Here is an 18,204-nt window from a genome sequence, read left to right on the forward strand (position 1 = left end):
CTATGGCACGCATTATTGTAGTTACATCGGGTAAAGGAGGCGTTGGCAAGACCACCTCCAGCGCGGCCATCGCTACTGGTTTGGCCCAGAAGGGAAAGAAAACCGTCGTTATCGATTTTGATATCGGCCTGCGTAACCTTGACCTAATTATGGGTTGTGAACGCCGCGTCGTGTACGATTTCGTTAACGTCATACAGGGCGATGCCACATTAAACCAGGCGCTGATTAAGGATAAACGCACCGAAAATCTTTATATTCTCCCGGCGTCGCAGACCCGTGATAAAGATGCCCTGACCCGCGAAGGGGTGGAGAAGGTTCTCGACGAGCTGAAAAAGATGGAGTTCGACTTTATCGTCTGCGACTCCCCGGCGGGTATCGAGACGGGTGCCCTGATGGCGCTCTACTTCGCGGACGAAGCGATCATTACGACCAACCCGGAAGTCTCCTCGGTGCGTGACTCAGACCGCATCCTCGGCATCCTCGCCTCGAAGTCCCGTCGCGCGGAGAATGGCGAAGATCCGATTAAAGAGCACCTGCTCCTCACCCGCTACAACCCGGGCCGCGTGAGCAAAGGGGATATGTTAAGCATGGAAGACGTGCTGGAGATCCTGCGCATCAAGCTGGTGGGTGTGATACCGGAAGATCAGTCGGTACTGCGTGCCTCCAACCAGGGTGAGCCTGTGATCCTCGACACCAACGCAGATGCAGGTAAAGCCTATGCCGATACCGTCGACCGTCTGCTTGGAGAAGAACGTCCTTTCCGCTTCATTGAAGAAGAGAAGAAAGGTTTCCTCAAACGCCTGTTCGGAGGATAAGTTATGGCATTACTGGACTTTTTTCTCTCGCGGAAAAAGAACACCGCCAACATTGCGAAAGAACGACTGCAAATTATCGTCGCGGAGCGTCGCCGTAGCGATGCGGAGCCGCACTACCTGCCGCAGCTGCGCAAAGATATCCTGGAAGTAATCTGTAAGTATGTGCAGATTGATCCGGAGATGGTAACGGTGCAGCTGGAACAAAAGGATGGGGATATCTCTATTCTTGAGCTGAACGTGACGCTGCCGGAAGCGGAAGAGTCGCGCCCCTAGAAAGGGTAGTTGCAGGCCGGGCAAGCAGCGCGCCGCCCGGCAGTTACCCCGGTGGCGCACCGCTTACCGGGGCAACAAATCACTAGCGTGGATACGCTTCCAGCAGAGTTTTCAGCCGATCGGCCATCAGTTCGCCACGCCAGCCCGCAATAAGTTCCGGCAGGCCGTTTTGCGGCTTCAGCTTCCAGTGCCAGTTCAGCAGCTGGTTGATCTGCCGACGTGAAGCGAGCAGTTCCGGACTCACTCCCTTTTCCGCCCCCACTTCCTGCACCAGCGCCTTAATCGCCTTAAACGCTTTACGATAGCCCGGCATCTCCACCAGATTCATCAGCGGCTCCGGCAGTTCATTCTCAGGAATTTCCTGCGCCCTGGCGACCAGCGCCAGCAGGGTTTTACCGTGAAAGCGAATTTCGCTGCCGGAGAGACCCAGGCTGTCAAGCTCGCCGAGGCTGCCAGGCATATAGCGCGCCACCGCCCAGAGATGCTCCTCGCGTACTACGAAGTTCACCGCCAGATCGCGCTCACGCGCCTTGCGCAGCCGCCAGTCAGCCAGCAGCTGCAGGCAGGCGAGCTGGCGGGTACGAAGCTGCCAGGCGTTGCTGATATCGCGCCACGCCTCTTTCGGATCGACCACCTCCTGACGACGCTGCTGCGTCATGCGGCATTCATCCAGCGCCGCCTCCAGCCAGCCGGAAGCCTGCGCCTCTTTCATCAGCTGGCCCGCAATCGGCAGCAGATAAAAGACATCCGCCGCCGCGTAGTCAAGCTGGCGCGGCGTCAGCGGACGGGCCAGCCAGTCGGTGCGCGACTCGCTCTTGTCGATTGTCAGACCGGTATACTCTTCCACCATCGCGGCAAAGCCCCAGGAGAGCGGGCGACCGCTGAAGGCGGCCAGGATCTGGGTGTCGATCAGCGGCTGCGGCATAATGCCAAAGGTATTGAGAAATACCTCCAGATCTTCACTGCCCGCGTGCAGATATTTGGTCACGGCGGGATCCAGCAGCAGCTTGCGCATCGGCTCCCAGTCAGTAATGCCAAGCGGGTCAATCAGCGACACATGTTTGCCGTCATAGAGCTGGATCAGCCCCAGCTGGGGGTAATAGGTCCGTGTGCGGACAAACTCGGTATCCAGAGCGATAGCCGGAAAATCGCGGGTGACGTCGCACAGCGTGGCCAGCTCGTCGTTCGTGGTGATCATCTGGTAATTCAAAACAATATCTCTTTAATTAGCACCCATAAAAAACGCCGGCTAAACCGGCGTTTTTGGGAAACAGGCGAGGCTCAGCCCTTATTGTCCACTTTGGCGCGGGCTTCGTCACGTAATTCTCGTCGTAATATCTTCCCCACGTTGGATTTAGGCAGTTCATCGCGAAACTCCACCAGCTTCGGCACTTTATAGCCCGTCAGATGCCGGCGGCAGAAGGCAATCAGCGCCTCCTCGGTCAGCGTGGCCTCTTTTTTCACCACGAAGATCTTCACCGCCTCGCCGCTGCTGCCGGAAGGAACGCCCACGGCGGCCACTTCCAGCACGCTGCTGTGCTGCATGACCACATCCTCTATCTCGTTGGGATAGACGTTAAAGCCGGAGACAAGGATCATATCTTTTTTACGATCGACGATACGTAAAAAGCCCTCGTCATCCATCACCGCGATATCACCGGTGTGCAGCCAGCCCTCTTTGATGATCTCATCGGTGGCGTCGGGACGCTGCCAGTAGCCCAGCATCACCTGCGGTCCCTTAATGCACAATTCGCCCGGCTGGCCTGGCGCCACCTCGTTGTCGTCGTCATCCACCAGCTTCGCTTCGGTGGAGGGTACCGGCAGACCGATGCTGCCGCTGTGGTAGTCGATATCGTGCGGATTGACGCTCACCAGCGGGGAACACTCCGTCAGGCCATAGCCCTCCAGCAGATACTGGCCCGTCAGCTTGACCCAACGCTCCGCCACCGCCTGCTGAACCGGCATACCGCCGCCCGCAGAAAGATGCAGGGAGGAGAAGTCGAGCTGCTGAAACTCTTTGTTGTTCAGCAGGGCGTTAAAGAGCGTGTTGACGCCGGTCATGGCGGTAAAGGGGTACTTCGCCAGCTCTTTTACCAGCCCCGGAATATCACGCGGGTTGGTGATAAGCAGGTTCTGCCCGCCCAGCTCAATAAACAGCAGGCAGTTCATGGTCAGCGCAAAGATGTGATAAAGCGGCAGCGCCGTCACCACCAGCTCTTTGCCCGGATGCAGCAGCGGCCCGTAGGTGGCGTTGACCTGCTCCAGGTTCGCCAGCATATTGCGGTGGGTTAACATCGCCCCTTTCGCCACCCCGGTCGTCCCGCCGGTATATTGCAGGAAAGCGAGATCCTCTGACGAGACCTCCGGCTTCACATACTGCATCCGGTAGCCGTTATGCAGGGCGCTGCGAAAGGAGATAGCATCCGGCAGATGGTATTTGGGCACCAGCCGCTTGATGTACTTCACTACAAAGTTAACCAGCGTCCCCTTGGCGGAGGAGAGCTGATCGCCCATGCGGGTGAGGATCACGTGGCGTACGCTGGTTTTTTCGACCACTTTTTCCAGGGTATGGGCAAAGTTCGAAACGATAACAATCGCCGATGCGCCGCTGTCGTTAAGCTGATGCTCCAGCTCGCGGGGGGTATAGAGCGGGTTGACATTCACCACGATCATACCGGCGCGCAGAATACCAAACAGCGCCACCGGGTACTGCAGCAGGTTTGGCATCATCAGCGCGACGCGATCCCCTTTTTGCAGGCCCAGCCCTTGCTGCAGGTAGGCGGCGAAGGCGCGGCTGCGCTCCTCCAGCTTGCGGAAGGTCATCACCTCCCCCATGTTGACGAAGGCGGGCTGATCCGCGTAACGGCGCACCGAATGTTCAAATAACTCTACCAGGGATTGATAACGGTCAGGATTGATCTCCGCGGGAACATCGGCGGGATAACGGTTAAGCCAAACCTTTTTCACTGCTTCACCTCTGAAGTAACTATTCGTCGTCATCACAACCCCTGCCATAAACAAACTGTTAACATTATATTAACTCAGCGTACCAGTTTATTAATTGTTCGAATTGAAGGTTGCGAAGCGCGTCACTATTTATTTTTCTTATAGTTGTAATAACAAAGAGACAGCGGACCAGCCGCTGTCTCTTTATCTGAAATAACAAGGAATTATTCAGTAACGATGGTCTGAACCTGTGCCGGCCCGGGGTTATACCAGCCCCACCCGCCGTAACCGTAAGGATGAGGCCCCCAGAACCAGGGATCGACAGGCTGCGGCGGCATAATAACCTGCTGAGCGATACGCCAGCGCTTATAGCCATTGGCCTGCATGGTCATAAATTTATAGGGGGTGTTACCAATTTTCCCTTCCACCGCACCGGTGATCGGGCCAACCACGGTCACCAGCTGATTGCGGAAATCAACCGGATCGAGGAAGCCGTTCACATCCGCGTAGATACGCCCGCGGGAGGCTTCCCCGAGGATCGGGCGCGCGCCGCTATCCAGCGGGACGGTAGCGATCTCGAGACGGGTTTTCCCCTGCTGGTTGAGGACGGTGATCACCTTCCCGCCAAAGCGCGCCTCCTGGCCGACATAGAGTTCGGGGGCGTTCATGACGCGCGCCAGATCCTGCTGCGGGGTCGGGCTGGAACCCTTGATCGCGTCAGGAACGGAAACACAACCGCTTAACGCTGCGGCCACTACGCCCGCCAGTACCAGGCGGGCTACTTTTATCTGAAGCGCCATACTGCGACTCCTGTTTCTCAGTTTCTGTTACTGAGATTCACTCCCGGCCCGGAAGTTTCTTCCATGCCACTTCGTTTCGCAAATAAACTGGCTGCGCCGCTTCCACCGCCACGGTTTTCCCCGCCGCCAGCTGCTGGCAGGCGAGCGGCAGCATATCTTCCGCGGCGGGCAGCAGCATCTCGCCATCGCTCAGCGTCAGGCCGCTTCCTTCCGCCATCTGCGGCCAGGCCTGCCAGCCTGTGCCCACGGTGGCCCATGTGCCGGAAAGTTGTTTCAGCCGTTCACTCACCGCCTCAGGCTTGAGCACCGCTTCACTCTCTTCCCCGTGCCAGACGCCCTGCTCATCGCGGGTATATTCCGCCCAGTAGACCTCGCCCATACGGGCATCAATCGCGGCCAGCACGCGAGTCGCGCCGGTTTTACGAAAGGCGCCCTGCGCCATGGTGGCAAGCGTAGAGACGCCAATCATCGGAAGCGCGGCTCCCAGCGCCAGCCCCTGCGCGATGCCGATGCCGATACGCACACCGGTAAAGCTGCCCGGCCCGCGCCCGAATGCGAGCGCATCCAGCTGCGATAAAGAGGTATTGCCCTGGTCAAGGATCGTTTTAACCAGCGGCAGAATACGTTGGGTGTGCTCCCGGGGGCACTCTTCAAAGTGAGCAAAAAGATCACCGTTATCCCACAGGGCGACGGAACACGCCTCCGTAGCGGTATCAATAGCCAGAATTCGCATGAGTATCGCGCTCTCGCAATGGTCAGTTACAAAATGGCGCGCATCTTAGCACACTCCGGGGGAAATTACTCCGCCGACGGCGAAGCCAGAAAACGCACCGCCTGGCCAAGGTCGCGGGTGCGCGGCGCGGGCGGCAGGCTGGCGAGAAAGGTGGCGCCGTAAGGGCGCATCACCAGGCGGTTGTCGCAAATGACCAGCACGCCCCGGTCATCCACGTCACGGATAAGCCGCCCCACCCCCTGCTTCAGGGTAATCACCGCGTCCGGCAGTTGCACCTCGTCAAAGGGATCGCCCCCGCGCAGACGGCAATCCTCCATTCGCGCCTTCAGCAGCGGATCGTCCGGGGAGGTAAAGGGGAGCTTGTCGATAATCACCAGCGACAGGGCGTCGCCACGGACATCCACCCCTTCCCAGAAGCTGCTGGTCGCCACCAGCAGGGCATTGCCCGCGGTAACAAACTGCTGCAACAGCTGCCCTTTGCTGGTCTCCCCCTGTAATAACACCGGCAGGGTCAGGCTGGCGCGAAACTGCTCCGCGAGATCGCGCATCATGGCGTGCGAGGTGCAAAGCATAAAGCAGCGGCCGTTATTGGCCTCGATGACCGGCTTCAGCATCGCCGCCAGCTGGCGCGCCGCGCCCGGCTGATTGGGCAGCGGCAGATTACGCGGCACGCAGAGCAACGCCTGTTTCTGGTAGTCAAAAGGACTCGGCAGCAGCAGCGACTGCGCCTGCTCAATTCCCAGACGCTCGGTAAAGTGGTGCAGATCGTCATTCACTGAGAGCGTGGCGGAGGTGAAGATCCAGCTGCCCGGCTTTTGCGCCATCACCTCCTTGAATTTTTCCGCCACCGAGAGCGGGGTCAGCGCCAGCGTAAAGTGACGCGAGGTGCATTCGTACCAGTAGCTGAAGCCAGGCTGGTTAATCTCTTTCAGACGCTTAAGACGCGCCCGGTACAGGGTGGCGCGCTCAAAGGCGGCGTCCAGCAGGGCGCTGCGCCCCAGCGACAGCTTCGCCACGTCGTAGCAGAGCTCCAGCGCATCATCGAGCAACAGCAGCGAACGCTGGATATTGTTGTTCGCCAGCAGCTCCCGCAGGTTGCCGCGAAAGCCCGGCTCTCCCAGCTGCAGCCGAAAATCCTGCGCGCTCTGCGCCAGGCGGTCAGCGCACTTTTGCAGCTGCTGGGTATCTTTAAGCTCGGTGCGGTAGGCGATGGTGAAATCTTTTGCCAGATCGAGCAGCTGCCGGCTGGAAAGCGACTGCCCGAAGTAGTTACTGGCGATATCGGGCAGCTGATGCGCCTCATCGAAGATCATCACCTCCGACTCGGGGATCAGCTCGCCAAAGCCGCTCTCTTTCACCACCATATCGGCAAGAAAGAGGTGGTGGTTAACTACCACCACGTCGGCATCCATCGCGTTTTTACGCGCCTTCACCACGAAGCAATCTTTATAGAGCGGGCAGTCGCTGCCGAGGCAGTTGTCGTTAGTGCTGGTCACCAGCGGCCAGGCGGGGGAATCTTCCGCCACGCTTGCGCAGGTGCTGATATCGCCATCCACCGTCTGGTTAGCCCAGGCACGCAGAATAATGACGTCGCTCAGGGTTTGCACCGGCAGATCGCCTCCCGCCAGCGCCTGGGCTTCAAGACGCTCCAGGCAGAGGTAGTTTGAACGCCCTTTCAGCAGCGCGAGACGGCCTTTATAGCCGAGCGCTTTCGCCACCGTCGGCAGATCGCGGCTGTAGAGCTGATCCTGTAGCGCTTTCGATCCGGTCGAGATGATGACCTTCTTGTCAGCGCGCAGCGCCGGCGCGAGATAGGCGTAGGTTTTGCCCGTACCGGTTCCCGCCTCGACCACCAGCGGCTGGCGCTGGTCAATCGCATGGGTTACCGCCTGGGCCATATGCCGCTGCGGTTCGCGCGGTTTAAAACCGGGGATCGCCTGTGCTAACTGACCGTCTGCTGAAAAATCGTCTGCCACGTTGTTCTCTCACTGTATTTTTGCACAGGGATTATGTCAGGCTGCCCCCGCCTGTGCCAGTCGAAATGGTGACTCGGGAGAAACATTGTGGCAGTCTTGCGGCCTCAAACCCTTCACGAGGAAATTGTATGACAATTGTACGTATTGATGCCGAAGCCCGTTGGTCTGACGTAGTAATTCACAACCAGACGCTCTATTACACCGGCGTACCGGAAAATCTGGATGCGGATGCATTCGAACAGACGGCGAACACGCTGGCGCAGATCGATGCGGTACTGGAAAAACAGGGCAGCAATAAGTCACGTATTCTGGACGCCACCATTTTTCTGGCGGACAAAGCCGATTTCGCGGCGATGAACAAGGCCTGGGATGCCTGGGTCGTGGCGGGTCACGCGCCCGTACGTTGTACCGTACAGGCCGCGCTGATGAAGCCGGAGTATAAAGTGGAGATCAAGATCGTCGCGGCTGTTTAAGCCCGGCTACTCCTCTTCATCCTCAAAACGCGCCACGATACGCTCGCCGGTGTGCGTGGCGCGAAGCTCTTCTGCCACCTGGGCAATCGCCATCCCGCTGCTCATCCCCTGGGACATCAGTTCCTGAATACGCTCAACTGCCTTTTGCTGCTGTTCGTGGCTAAGGGAAGGTAAACCTGCAAACATCGTCAACTCCTGCTAAATTGTCAGCGCTAATTATTTCACGCTGCCCGGTTGTTTGCTATAGATGAACTCGTTATCACCTGCTGTTATTACGCTGCCGTGGCGCCAGGACGCCGCCGAATACTGGTTTAGCCGCCTCAGCCATCTTCCCTGGTCGATGCTGCTGCACTCAGGCCATGCGGATCACCCCTATAGCCGCTTCGACATTCTGGTTGCCGACCCGCGGGCTACGCTCGTGACCCGGGGGCAGACCACAAAGCTGAACGCTTGCGAAACCAGCCTCTCGAATGACGATCCGCTCTCCCTGCTGGAGCAGGCCATTAACGCGCTTGAGCTCAATGCCAGTGCGAATGACGACCTCCCCTTTCAGGGCGGCGCGCTGGGGCTTTTCGGCTATGATTTGGGGCGGCGGTTTGAATCCCTTCCGGGGATCGCGCAGGCGGACATTTCGCTGCCCGACATGGCGGTGGGGTTGTATGACTGGGCGCTGATTGTCGATCACCTTAAAAAGCGCGTCACCCTCCTCTCCCACCAGGATGTAGAGGCCAGACTGGCCTGGCTTGAGGCGCAGCACGCGCCGGAAGCCAGACCGTTTTCCCTTACCTCGGACTGGCGCTCGAATATGACGCCGCAGGCTTACCGGGAGAAGTTTGATCGCGTGCAGGCTTATCTGCAAAGCGGCGACTGCTATCAGGTAAACCTTGCCCAGCGTTTTCAGGCGAGCTTTGAAGGGGATGAGTGGCAGGCCTTCACCCGTCTTAACGCCAGCAACCGCGCGCCGTTCAGCGCCTTTTTACGTCTCGAAAAGGGGGCGATTTTAAGCCTCTCGCCGGAGCGCTTTATCCATCTGGCCCAGAAAACCATCCAGACGCGCCCTATCAAAGGCACGCTACCGCGCCTGGCCGATCCCGGGGCGGATCGCGCCCAGGCGGAGAAGCTGGCGGCGTCGCCGAAAGATCGCGCGGAAAATTTAATGATTGTGGATTTAATGCGTAACGACATTGGCCGGGTGGCGGAACCGGGCAGCGTGCGCGTACCGGAGCTCTTCGTGGTTGAGCCCTTCCCGGCGGTGCATCACCTGGTCAGCACCGTTACCGCCCGGCTGCCGGCGTCACACTCAGCCTGCGATCTGCTGCGCGCCGCCTTTCCGGGCGGCTCCATCACCGGGGCGCCTAAGGTGCGGGCGATGGAGATTATCGATGAGCTGGAGCCCCATCGCCGGAACGCCTGGTGCGGGAGCATTGGCTATCTGAGCGTCTGCGGGACGATGGATACCAGCATTACCATTCGCACCCTGACCGCCTGCGACGGGCAGCTTTACTGCTCCGCCGGCGGGGGGATCGTGGCTGACAGTAACGCCGGGGCGGAATATCAGGAAACATTTGATAAAGTTAACCGTATCCTGCAACAACTGAAGGAGTAACGGGTGGAGCAACGCGATCTGACCCTGAACGATTTTCTGTCACGCTTTCAGCTTCTGCGTCCTCAGGTCAACCGCGAGGCGCTAAACTGCCGTCAGGCGGCGGTGCTGATCCCGGTGGTGCGCCGAGAGCAGCCCGGCCTGTTGCTGACGCAGCGCTCCGCGCATCTGCGCAAGCATGCCGGCCAGGTGGCGTTTCCCGGCGGCGCGGTGGATGCCTCTGACGCCTCGCTAATTGCCGCCGCGCTGCGCGAGGCGCATGAGGAGGTGGCCATCCCGCCGGAGACGGTGGAGGTCATTGGCGTTCTTCCTCCCGTGGACAGCGTGACCGGCTTTCAGGTGACGCCAGTGGTGGGGGTGATCCCGCCCGATCTGCCCTACCACGCCAGCGAAGATGAAGTGGCGGCGGTCTTTGAAATGCCGCTCGCCGAGGCGCTGCGTCTCGGGCGTTATCATCCGCTCGATATTCACCGCCGGGGAGTCGATCACCGGGTGTGGCTGTCGTGGTATCAACATTATTTTGTCTGGGGCATGACGGCAGGCATTATTCGTGAACTGGCGCTGCAAATCGGCCTGAAGCCCTGACTATACTTTACATTCCAGCCCTTTTGCGACGGGCGTCGCGCTATTAGTAAAACAGAGGTTATGCATTAGTTTAATTCATGTGAATAGTTAAACTGTCACCCGCGTTCCCTCTTACACTATGCGCAGTTATAACATCGTTACCGGAAGGGTAACCCTGTCAGGAGTGTTAAAGTGATTAGTATATTCGACATGTTCAAAGTGGGGATTGGTCCATCTTCTTCCCACACTGTAGGGCCGATGAAGGCCGGAAAACAGTTCGTCGATGATCTGGTCGAAAAAGGATTACTGGAAAGCGTTACCCGCGTTGCCGTGGATGTTTACGGTTCGCTGTCTCTGACGGGTAAAGGCCACCACACCGATATCGCCATTATTATGGGTCTGGCGGGCAATATGCCGGACACTGTTGATATTGACGCCATCCCGGCGTTTATTCGCGACGTGGAGTCCCGCGGTCGTCTGCTGCTGGCCAATGGCCGGCACGAGGTCGATTTTCCGCAAAACGACGGTATGCGTTTTCGCAGCGATAACCTCTCCCTGCATGAAAACGGCATGCAGATCCACGCCTTTAGCGGCGATAAGGTTATCTACAGCAAAACGTACTACTCCATCGGCGGCGGCTTTATCGTCGACGAGGAGCATTTTGGTCAGGATACCAGCGGCGACGTGAGCGTCCCTTATCCCTTTAAGTCCGCCACGGAAATGCTGGACTACTGCAAGGAGACCGGCCTGTCACTCTCCGGCATGGTAATGCAGAACGAGCTGGCGCTGCACAGTAAAGAGGAGATCGAGGCCTACTTTGCCAACGTCTGGCAGACCATGCAGGCCTGTATCGATCGCGGGATCAATACCGAAGGCGTGCTGCCGGGGCCGCTGCGCGTACCGCGTCGCGCCTCCGCGCTGCGCCGTATGCTGGTGACTTCCGATAAGTTCTCTAACGATCCGATGAACGTGGTGGACTGGGTCAATATGTTTGCCCTGGCGGTGAATGAAGAGAACGCCGCAGGTGGACGTGTGGTTACCGCGCCAACCAACGGCGCGTGCGGGATCGTTCCGGCGGTGCTCGCCTATTACGATCACTTTATTGAGCCGGTCACGCCGGATATCTATATCCGCTATTTCCTGGCAGCAGGAGCGATCGGCGCGCTCTATAAAATGAACGCGTCCATCTCCGGTGCGGAAGTGGGCTGTCAGGGGGAAGTGGGCGTTGCCTGCTCCATGGCGGCGGCGGGCCTGGCGGAACTGCTGGGCGCCAGCCCGGAACAGGTCTGCGTGGCGGCTGAAATTGGTATGGAGCATAACCTCGGTCTGACCTGCGATCCGGTGGCGGGCCAGGTGCAGGTGCCCTGCATCGAACGTAACGCCATCGCCTCCGTGAAGGCGATCAACGCCTCGCGCATGGCGATGCGTCGCACCAGCGCCCCGCGCGTCTCGCTGGATAAGGTGATCGAGACGATGTACGAAACCGGTAAAGATATGAACGCCAAGTACCGCGAAACCTCCCGCGGCGGTCTCGCCATCAAGGTGCAGTGCGACTAATCTTCCCCCTTTCGCCCGTCTGCTACGGACGGGCGATATTTCATCCCCTCCTCGTCTCCTTACCGTTTCCCCACTACACTTGCTGTGTCTCCCCGGCAGTGAGTGCCCAGCATGCAGACTGCGCAACGGATTATTAATGCTTATCGCCGCAAACGCATTATCGTCTGCCTGACGATTGCGCTGGTGACGCTTGTCCTGACGCTGGGGGTGCGCTTTATTTCACAGCGTAATTTAAATCAGCAAAGCGTGCTGAATTTCGCCAGCCAGTCGGTTAACGCGCTGGACAAGTTGCTGCTCCCCCTGAAGGCAGCGCAAGCGCCGATGCAGACCCTGGTGGGCCAGTCCTGCAGCCAGGCGCATCTGGCGCTGCGTAAACAGGCCGCTGCGCTACAAACCGTCCGGTCCATCGCCCTTGTCGAGAAAGGCATTCTCTACTGTTCAAGCATCTTCGGCAGCCGCAATATTCCCCTGCGGACGCTTCAGCCCGATCTTCCCTCCCCTGAATCGAAACTGCTGCTCTCAACCGACTCGTCCCTGCTCAAAGGGACGCCGGTTCTGATCCTCTGGCATCCGGTGTCTGAGGATGGCGAGAGCGGCGTCGTACAGATCGTTAATATCGCGCTGATTGCCAAAATTATGCTGGAGCCGCAGCCGCCGCTGATCACCGACGTCAGCCTCAATGTGGGAGAGAGATATCTGCGCTACAGCCAAGGCGTCACAGATTCGCTGCAGGTGGAGGAGAACGGCAACCGGCTCGAACATCCCTCGGACCACTTCCCCTTTAGCCTGACGGTGGTCAGCCCCAGCGCCAGTGAGGTAGCGCTACTGAGTCTGCCGGGGCAACTGCCGCTGGCGCTGATGCTGAGCCTGCTTATGGGCTATCTGGCATGGCTTGTTACCGCCTCGCGCATGAGTTTTACCTGGGAGATTAATCTGGGGCTGGCGGCGCGCGAGTTTGAGCTATTCTGCCAGCCGCTACTCAACGCCCGCACGCAGCAGTGCATGGGGGTGGAGATCCTGTTGCGCTGGAATAATCCCCGCCAGGGGTGGATCTCTCCGGATGTCTTTATTCCGCTGGCGGAGGAGCACCATCTGATCGTGCCGCTGACGCGCTACGTGCTGGCGGAAACCGTGCGGCAGATAGACTATTTCCCCGCCACGCCCGACTTTCATATCGGCATCAACGTGGCCGCCAGCCATTTTCGCCACGGCATGCTGCTGCAGGATTTAAACCATTACTGGTTCAGCGCCCGGCCGGTTCAGCAGCTGATTGTGGAGCTGACCGAACGTGACGCCTTGCGGGATGTGGATTACCGCTTGGTGCGTGAACTACGCCGTAAAGGGGCGAAGATGGCGATCGACGATTTTGGTACCGGCAACAGCTCCCTGTCATGGCTGGAAAAACTGCGCCCGGACGTGCTGAAGATCGATAAATCCTTCACCACCGCCATCGGGACAGATGCCGTGAACTCCACGGTAACAGACATCATTATTGCGCTGGGCCAGCGGCTGCATATCGAACTGGTGGCGGAAGGTGTGGAGACGGAGCAGCAGGCGCGCTATCTGCGCCAGCACGGGGTGACGCTATTGCAGGGGTATCTTTACGCGCGGCCGATGCCGCTGCGGGATTTTCCAAAATGGCTGACGGAGAGAGGTTCCCCGCCGTCAGCCCATCAGCACCAGGAGATTATGCCGTTGATGCCGTTACGTTAGCCACGCTTACTCCTCTTCATGGTGGGCGGGCTGCTCTTTAACAATCCGTACCAGATCCACGCGGTAGTCGTTCGCCTCAATAACCGTAATCTGCAGCGGCGGCAGCGCCAGGCTGTCGCCGGTACGCGGGATTTGACCGTTGATGGCAATGACCAGACCCGCCACGGTGGCGATATCGTCATTGTCATTGATCAGGTTATCCAGCCCCAGCGTATGCTGCAGGGCGTGCAGATCCGTGGTGCCTTTAACCAGCCAGCCGTCGCCGTCGGCCACGATCTCCGGCGTTTCGTCGGCGTCCGGGAACTCGCCCGCAATCGCTTCCAGTACGTCAAGCGGCGTGACCAGCCCCTGCACCACGCCAAACTCGTTGGTGACGATAACGAAGCTGCCGCGGGCGCGACGCAGAACGCCCAGCAGGTTGATCGGATCCAGCGTCTCCGGCACCACAATCGCAGGCGACGCCGCAGCGATAGCCTCCACGTCGATCCCCTCTGCGAGCGCCATCAGCAGCTCTTTCGCGCGCACCACGCCGATGATCTCATCCAGCTCGCCGCGACAGACCGGGAAGAGGCTGTGGGGTGAAGAGAGCAGCTGCTGGCGAATTTCATCCACGCTCAGGCTGGCATCCACCCAGCTAATCTCTCCGCGCGGGGTCATAATACCGCGCAGGGAGCGGGAGGCCAGAGAGAGTACGCCGTTAATCATATAGCGTTCCTCTTCCACAAATGCCCCTTCCGGCACCGGCGTATGGCTGCTGTTCTCCGTCTGGACGGTCACCTGGCGGCGGCCCCCCATGAGGCGCAGAATGGCATCGGCGGTACGGGCGCGCAGCGGCAGGGTTGACTGCTGTTTGATGAAGTTGCGGCGCGCAATCTGGTTAAACAGCTCAATGATGATTGAGAAGCCAATCGCCGCGTAGAGGTAGCCTTTCGGAATATGGAAGCCAAAGCCTTCCGCCACCAGGCTCAGACCAATCATCAGCAGGAAGCTCAGGCAGAGCACTACCACCGTGGGGTGTTCGTTGACAAAGCGCGTCAGCGGCTTCGAGGCGAGCAGCATCACCGCCATGGCGATAACCACCGCAGCCATCATGACCGGCAGATGGTTCACCATCCCTACCGCGGTAATCACCGCATCCAGCGAAAAGACGGCGTCGAGCACCACGATCTGCATCACCACCACCCAGAAGCTGGCGTACCCCTTGCCGTGGCCGTCGTCATGCTGCCGGTTCTCCAGCCGTTCGTGTAGCTCCGTTGTCGCCTTGAAGAGCAGGAACAGCCCCCCCACCAGCATAATCAGATCGCGGCCGGAGAAGGTGAAGTCCCAGACGCTGAAGAGCGGTCTGGTCAGCGTCACCATCCAGGAGATGACAGAGAGGAGCGCCAGTCGCATCACCAGCGCCAGCGACAGGCCGATCAGGCGTGCCTTGTCGCGCTGCTTAGGCGGCAGCTTATCGGCAAGGATCGCGATAAAAACCAGGTTGTCGATACCGAGTACGATCTCCAGTACCACCAGCGTGAGTAATCCTACCCAGATTGACGGGTCCATTAAGAATTCCATGGGAAGCTCCTGCTAAAGGAATGACAAAACGGCGCCGCAACGGGAGCGGGCGAAACGAAGAAGGAAAAAGGTAACCGGTGGCGGGAATCGCCGATAGATGAGGCGCGAAATGGCCTGCTGCGTGATTGACGTCGGTGACGGTCCATACGGTGGGCTGCTGCCCTCTACTCCTGAATAATTAAACGGAGGCTAAACGTAACAGAGACAATTAGAGTTTGGCAAAGATTTACCTTCCTTTGCAAATATCTGTAACAGAGCCGTTTTATGATACAGAAAATTCTGTAACCCATAGCTAAATTACGGATCTTCATCACATAAATTATTTTTTCGGTATCTAAAATAAATCGCGTAAGTTTTCACTACATTCGACTCTAACCCTTATCTGAATCGATTCGGTACGCCGCAGATGATTCACGATACGCCCGCGGTAGCGGACGTATAAATGATAATAAAAGGAGGTAGCAAGTGACCATTGCTATTGTTATAGGCACACATGGTTGGGCTGCAGAGCAGCTGCTCAAGACGGCAGAAATGCTGTTAGGAGAGCAGGAAAACGTCGGCTGGATCGATTTTGTCCCAGGCGAAAATGCGGAAACGCTGATTGAGAAATATACGGCCCAGATGGCAAAACTGGATACCAGCAAAGGCGTACTGTTTCTCGTCGATACATGGGGAGGCAGTCCGTTTAACGCCGCCAGCCGCATTGTCGTTGATAAAGAGCATCATGAGGTCGTGGCGGGCGTCAACATTCCTATGCTGGTCGAAACGCTGATGGCGCGTGACGACGATCCATCCTTTGATGAACTGGTTGCGCTTGCCGTTGAAACCGGTCGCGAAGGGGTAAAAGCGCTGAAGGCTAAACCGGTGGAAACTCCCGCTCCGGCCGCCGCCGCGCCGAAAGCTGCCGCGCCGGTTAAGCCGATGGGCGAGAATGACTACATGGTTATCGGCCTTGCCCGTATCGACGATCGTCTGATCCACGGTCAGGTTGCTACCCGCTGGACCAAAGAGACGAACGTGCGCCGTATTATCGTCGTCAGCGACGAAGTGGCGGCAGACACCGTTCGTAAAACCCTTCTGACCCAGGTTGCTCCTCCGGGCGTTACCGCACACGTGGTGGACGTCGCCAAAATGATCCGCGTCTACAACAACCCGAAATATGCGGGCGAGCGCGTCATGCTGCTGTTCACGAATCCTACGGACGTTGAGCGTCTGGTTGAAAATGGCGTGAAGATCACCTCCGTCAACATTGGCGGGATGGCTTATCGTCAGGGAAAAACCCAGGTCAATAACGCGGTATCGGTGGACGAGAAGGATATCGAAGCGTTCAAAAAACTGAACGAACGTGGAGTTGAACTCGAGGTGCGTAAAGTCTCTAACGACCCGAGACTGAAAATGATGGATCTGATCGCCAAAGTGGCGAAATAACCGGGGCCGGACCTCTCAATATTCACACTTAAGTCTGTATAAGCAATAGGAGAAGTACAATGGAGATTACCACTCTTCAGATTGTGCTGGTGTTCATCGTCGCGTGTATTGCGGGTATGGAATCCGTACTTGATGAATTTCAGTTCCATCGTCCGCTGGTGGCGTGTACGTTAATCGGCGCCGTCCTCGGCGATATGAAAACCGGCATCATCATCGGTGGTACGCTGGAGATGATCGCCCTGGGCTGGATGAACATCGGCGCCGCCGTTGCGCCGGATGCCGCTCTGGCTTCCATCATCTCAACCGTTCTGGTTATTGCCGGACATCAGAGCATCGGCGCCGGTATCGCGCTGGCGATTCCGCTGGCGGCAGCAGGCCAGGTGCTGACTATTATCGTTCGTACCATTACCGTGGCCTTCCAGCACGCGGCGGATAAGGCGGCCGAAAACGGCAACCTGACGGCGCTCTCCTGGCTGCACGTCTCTTCCCTGTTCCTGCAGGCAATGCGTATCGCTATCCCGGCGGTTATCGTCGCCATCTCTGTCGGTACCAGTGAAGTACAGAGCATGCTCAACGCCATTCCGGAAGTCGTTACCGGCGGCCTGAACATCGCGGGCGGCATGATCGTCGTAGTCGGTTACGCAATGGTCATCAACATGATGCGCGCAGGCTACCTGATGCCCTTCTTCTACCTGGGCTTCGTCACCGCCGCGTTCACCAACTTCAACCTGGTGGCGCTGGGCGTCATCGGCGCGGTCATGGCGATTCTCTATATTCAGCTCAGCCCGAAATACAACCGCGTCGCAGGTGGGCCGGTACAGGCTGCTGGTAACAACGATCTCGATAACGAACTGGACTAACAGGTGAACGAAATGGTTGATATGACTAAAACTACCACTGTGAAAAAACTCACCCAGAGTGATATTCGCGGCGTGTTCATCCGTTCAAACCTGTTCCAGGGTTCATGGAACTTCGAACGTATGCAGGCGCTCGGCTTCTGCTTCTCCATGGTGCCGGCGATCAAACGCCTCTACCCGGAAAATAACGAAGCGCGCCGTCAGGCGATTAAACGTCATCTGGAATTTTTCAACACGCATCCTTACGTGGCCGCTCCGGTGCTCGGCGTGACGCTGGCGATGGAAGAGCAACGCGCGAACGGCGCTGAGATTGACGATGGCGCCATCAACGGTATCAAAGTTGGTCTGATGGGTCCCCTGGCAGGCGTGGGCGACCCGATCTTCTGGGGTACCGTTCGTCCGGTATTTGCTGCACTGGGCGCCGGGATCGCCATGAGCGGCAGCCTGCTTGGACCGCTGCTGTTCTTTATCCTCTTCAACCTGGTGCGCCTGGCGACCCGTTACTACGGCGTGGCGTACGGTTACCGCAAAGGGGTAGATATCGTTAAGGATATGGGCGGCGGCTTCCTGCAGAAACTGACGGAGGGGGCATCTATTCTCGGCCTCTTTGTCATGGGGGCGCTGGTTAACAAATGGACGCACGTTAATATTCCGCTGGTGGTGTCGACCATTACCGGGCAGGACGGTCAGACCCGTGTGACCACCGTGCAGACCATCCTTGACCAGCTGATGCCGGGCCTGGTGCCGCTGCTGCTGACCTTCGCCTGCATGTGGCTGCTGCGTAAGAAAGTTAACCCGCTGTGGATCATCGTTGGCTTCTTTGTCATCGGTATCGTTGGCTACGCCATCGGCCTGCTGGGTCAGTAAGTAACGCTGTATACGCCGGGGGCTTGCCCCCGGTTTTTT

Annotated in this window: 18 protein-coding genes; 10 read left to right on the forward strand and 8 right to left on the reverse strand. The window is 58.3% G+C overall.

Features of this window, described 5'->3' with window-relative positions:
• The first annotated feature begins 2 nt into the window (after positions 1 to 2).
• Both minD and minE read left to right on the forward strand, forming a co-directional pair.
• Positions 3 to 815, forward strand: a complete 813-nt coding sequence (gene minD, locus BN3796_RS16360; protein WP_061709424.1) for a septum site-determining protein MinD — start codon at positions 3 to 5, stop codon at positions 813 to 815.
• 3 nt (positions 816 to 818) lie between these two features.
• A complete protein-coding gene (gene minE / locus BN3796_RS16365; protein WP_008500504.1) occupies positions 819 to 1,088 on the forward strand; it encodes a cell division topological specificity factor MinE in 270 nt (89 codons plus the stop codon).
• An 82-nt stretch (positions 1,089 to 1,170) separates the two neighbouring features.
• On the opposite strand, the gene rnd is transcribed toward minE, so the two are convergent.
• From rnd to BN3796_RS16390, 5 genes are all read right to left on the reverse strand, one after another.
• Positions 1,171 to 2,298, reverse strand: coding sequence for a ribonuclease D (gene rnd, locus BN3796_RS16370; RefSeq protein WP_148381813.1), 1,128 nt, complete (start codon positions 2,296 to 2,298; stop codon positions 1,171 to 1,173).
• Between the two features lie 71 nt (positions 2,299 to 2,369).
• The gene (gene fadD / locus BN3796_RS16375) at positions 2,370 to 4,055 is read right to left on the reverse strand and encodes a long-chain-fatty-acid--CoA ligase FadD (RefSeq protein WP_073885261.1); all 1,686 of its coding nucleotides are present in this window, start codon (positions 4,053 to 4,055) and stop codon (positions 2,370 to 2,372) included.
• Between the two features lie 203 nt (positions 4,056 to 4,258).
• Positions 4,259 to 4,834: a Slp family lipoprotein gene (locus BN3796_RS16380; RefSeq protein ID WP_061709426.1), complete on the reverse strand. Its 576-nt coding sequence runs from the start codon at positions 4,832 to 4,834 to the stop codon at positions 4,259 to 4,261.
• A gap of 37 nt (positions 4,835 to 4,871) precedes the next feature.
• Positions 4,872 to 5,567 carry a tRNA (adenosine(37)-N6)-threonylcarbamoyltransferase complex dimerization subunit type 1 TsaB gene (gene tsaB / locus BN3796_RS16385; RefSeq protein WP_061709427.1) on the reverse strand — a complete coding sequence of 232 codons (696 nt, stop codon included), beginning with the start codon at positions 5,565 to 5,567 and terminating at the stop codon, positions 4,872 to 4,874.
• Positions 5,568 to 5,632: 65 nt separating this feature from the next.
• Positions 5,633 to 7,543, reverse strand: a complete 1,911-nt coding sequence (locus tag BN3796_RS16390; protein ID WP_061709428.1) for an ATP-dependent DNA helicase — start codon at positions 7,541 to 7,543, stop codon at positions 5,633 to 5,635.
• A gap of 128 nt (positions 7,544 to 7,671) precedes the next feature.
• On the opposite strand from BN3796_RS16390, the gene BN3796_RS16395 reads away from it, so the two are divergent.
• On the forward strand, positions 7,672 to 8,016 hold the full coding sequence (locus BN3796_RS16395; RefSeq protein WP_061709429.1) for a RidA family protein: 345 nt from the start codon (positions 7,672 to 7,674) through the stop codon (positions 8,014 to 8,016).
• A gap of 6 nt (positions 8,017 to 8,022) precedes the next feature.
• On the opposite strand, the gene BN3796_RS16400 is transcribed toward BN3796_RS16395, so the two are convergent.
• On the reverse strand, positions 8,023 to 8,202 hold the full coding sequence (locus tag BN3796_RS16400) for a YoaH family protein (RefSeq protein WP_061709430.1): 180 nt from the start codon (positions 8,200 to 8,202) through the stop codon (positions 8,023 to 8,025).
• Positions 8,203 to 8,263: 61 nt separating this feature from the next.
• Here BN3796_RS16400 and pabB point away from each other — a divergent pair, with 61 nt between their 5' ends.
• The 4 genes from pabB (at position 8,264) to BN3796_RS16420 (ending at position 13,453) form a co-directional block, all read left to right on the forward strand.
• Positions 8,264 to 9,622, forward strand: a complete 1,359-nt coding sequence (pabB, locus tag BN3796_RS16405; protein WP_061709431.1) for an aminodeoxychorismate synthase component 1 — start codon at positions 8,264 to 8,266, stop codon at positions 9,620 to 9,622.
• A gap of 3 nt (positions 9,623 to 9,625) precedes the next feature.
• A complete protein-coding gene (locus BN3796_RS16410) occupies positions 9,626 to 10,204 on the forward strand; it encodes a CoA pyrophosphatase (protein WP_061709432.1) in 579 nt (192 codons plus the stop codon).
• Positions 10,205 to 10,375: 171 nt separating this feature from the next.
• On the forward strand, positions 10,376 to 11,740 hold the full coding sequence (gene sdaA / locus BN3796_RS16415) for an L-serine ammonia-lyase (RefSeq protein ID WP_061709433.1): 1,365 nt from the start codon (positions 10,376 to 10,378) through the stop codon (positions 11,738 to 11,740).
• Between the two features lie 111 nt (positions 11,741 to 11,851).
• The gene (locus BN3796_RS16420; RefSeq protein ID WP_061709434.1) at positions 11,852 to 13,453 is read left to right on the forward strand and encodes an EAL domain-containing protein; all 1,602 of its coding nucleotides are present in this window, start codon (positions 11,852 to 11,854) and stop codon (positions 13,451 to 13,453) included.
• Between the two features lie 6 nt (positions 13,454 to 13,459).
• On the opposite strand, the gene yoaE is transcribed toward BN3796_RS16420, so the two are convergent.
• Together yoaE and BN3796_RS21205 are read right to left on the reverse strand one after the other, a co-directional pair.
• Positions 13,460 to 15,013 (reverse strand): CNNM family cation transport protein YoaE, encoded by a 1,554-nt coding sequence (gene yoaE / locus BN3796_RS16425; RefSeq protein WP_061709435.1) that lies wholly within the window; start codon positions 15,011 to 15,013, stop codon positions 13,460 to 13,462.
• Positions 15,001 to 15,159: a protein YoaL gene (locus BN3796_RS21205; RefSeq protein ID WP_407681211.1), complete on the reverse strand. Its 159-nt coding sequence runs from the start codon at positions 15,157 to 15,159 to the stop codon at positions 15,001 to 15,003. Before BN3796_RS21205 ends, yoaE begins: the two co-directional genes overlap by 13 nt.
• Before the next feature lie 319 nt (positions 15,160 to 15,478).
• Between BN3796_RS21205 and manX the strand changes: the two genes are divergently transcribed.
• The 3 genes from manX to BN3796_RS16440 are packed head-to-tail and all read left to right on the forward strand — an operon-like array spanning position 15,479 to position 18,165.
• Positions 15,479 to 16,441 (forward strand): PTS mannose transporter subunit IIAB, encoded by a 963-nt coding sequence (manX, locus tag BN3796_RS16430; RefSeq protein ID WP_061709436.1) that lies wholly within the window; start codon positions 15,479 to 15,481, stop codon positions 16,439 to 16,441.
• 59 nt (positions 16,442 to 16,500) lie between these two features.
• Positions 16,501 to 17,301, forward strand: coding sequence for a PTS mannose/fructose/sorbose transporter subunit IIC (locus tag BN3796_RS16435; protein WP_061709437.1), 801 nt, complete (start codon positions 16,501 to 16,503; stop codon positions 17,299 to 17,301).
• Between the two features lie 12 nt (positions 17,302 to 17,313).
• Positions 17,314 to 18,165 (forward strand): PTS mannose transporter subunit IID, encoded by an 852-nt coding sequence (locus BN3796_RS16440; protein WP_061709438.1) that lies wholly within the window; start codon positions 17,314 to 17,316, stop codon positions 18,163 to 18,165.
• Positions 18,166 to 18,204 lie beyond the last annotated feature (39 nt).

The sequence above is a fragment of the Pseudenterobacter timonensis genome (assembly GCF_900021175.1).
In the GTDB taxonomy this organism is placed as follows: Bacteria; Pseudomonadota; Gammaproteobacteria; order Enterobacterales; family Enterobacteriaceae; genus Enterobacter; species Enterobacter timonensis.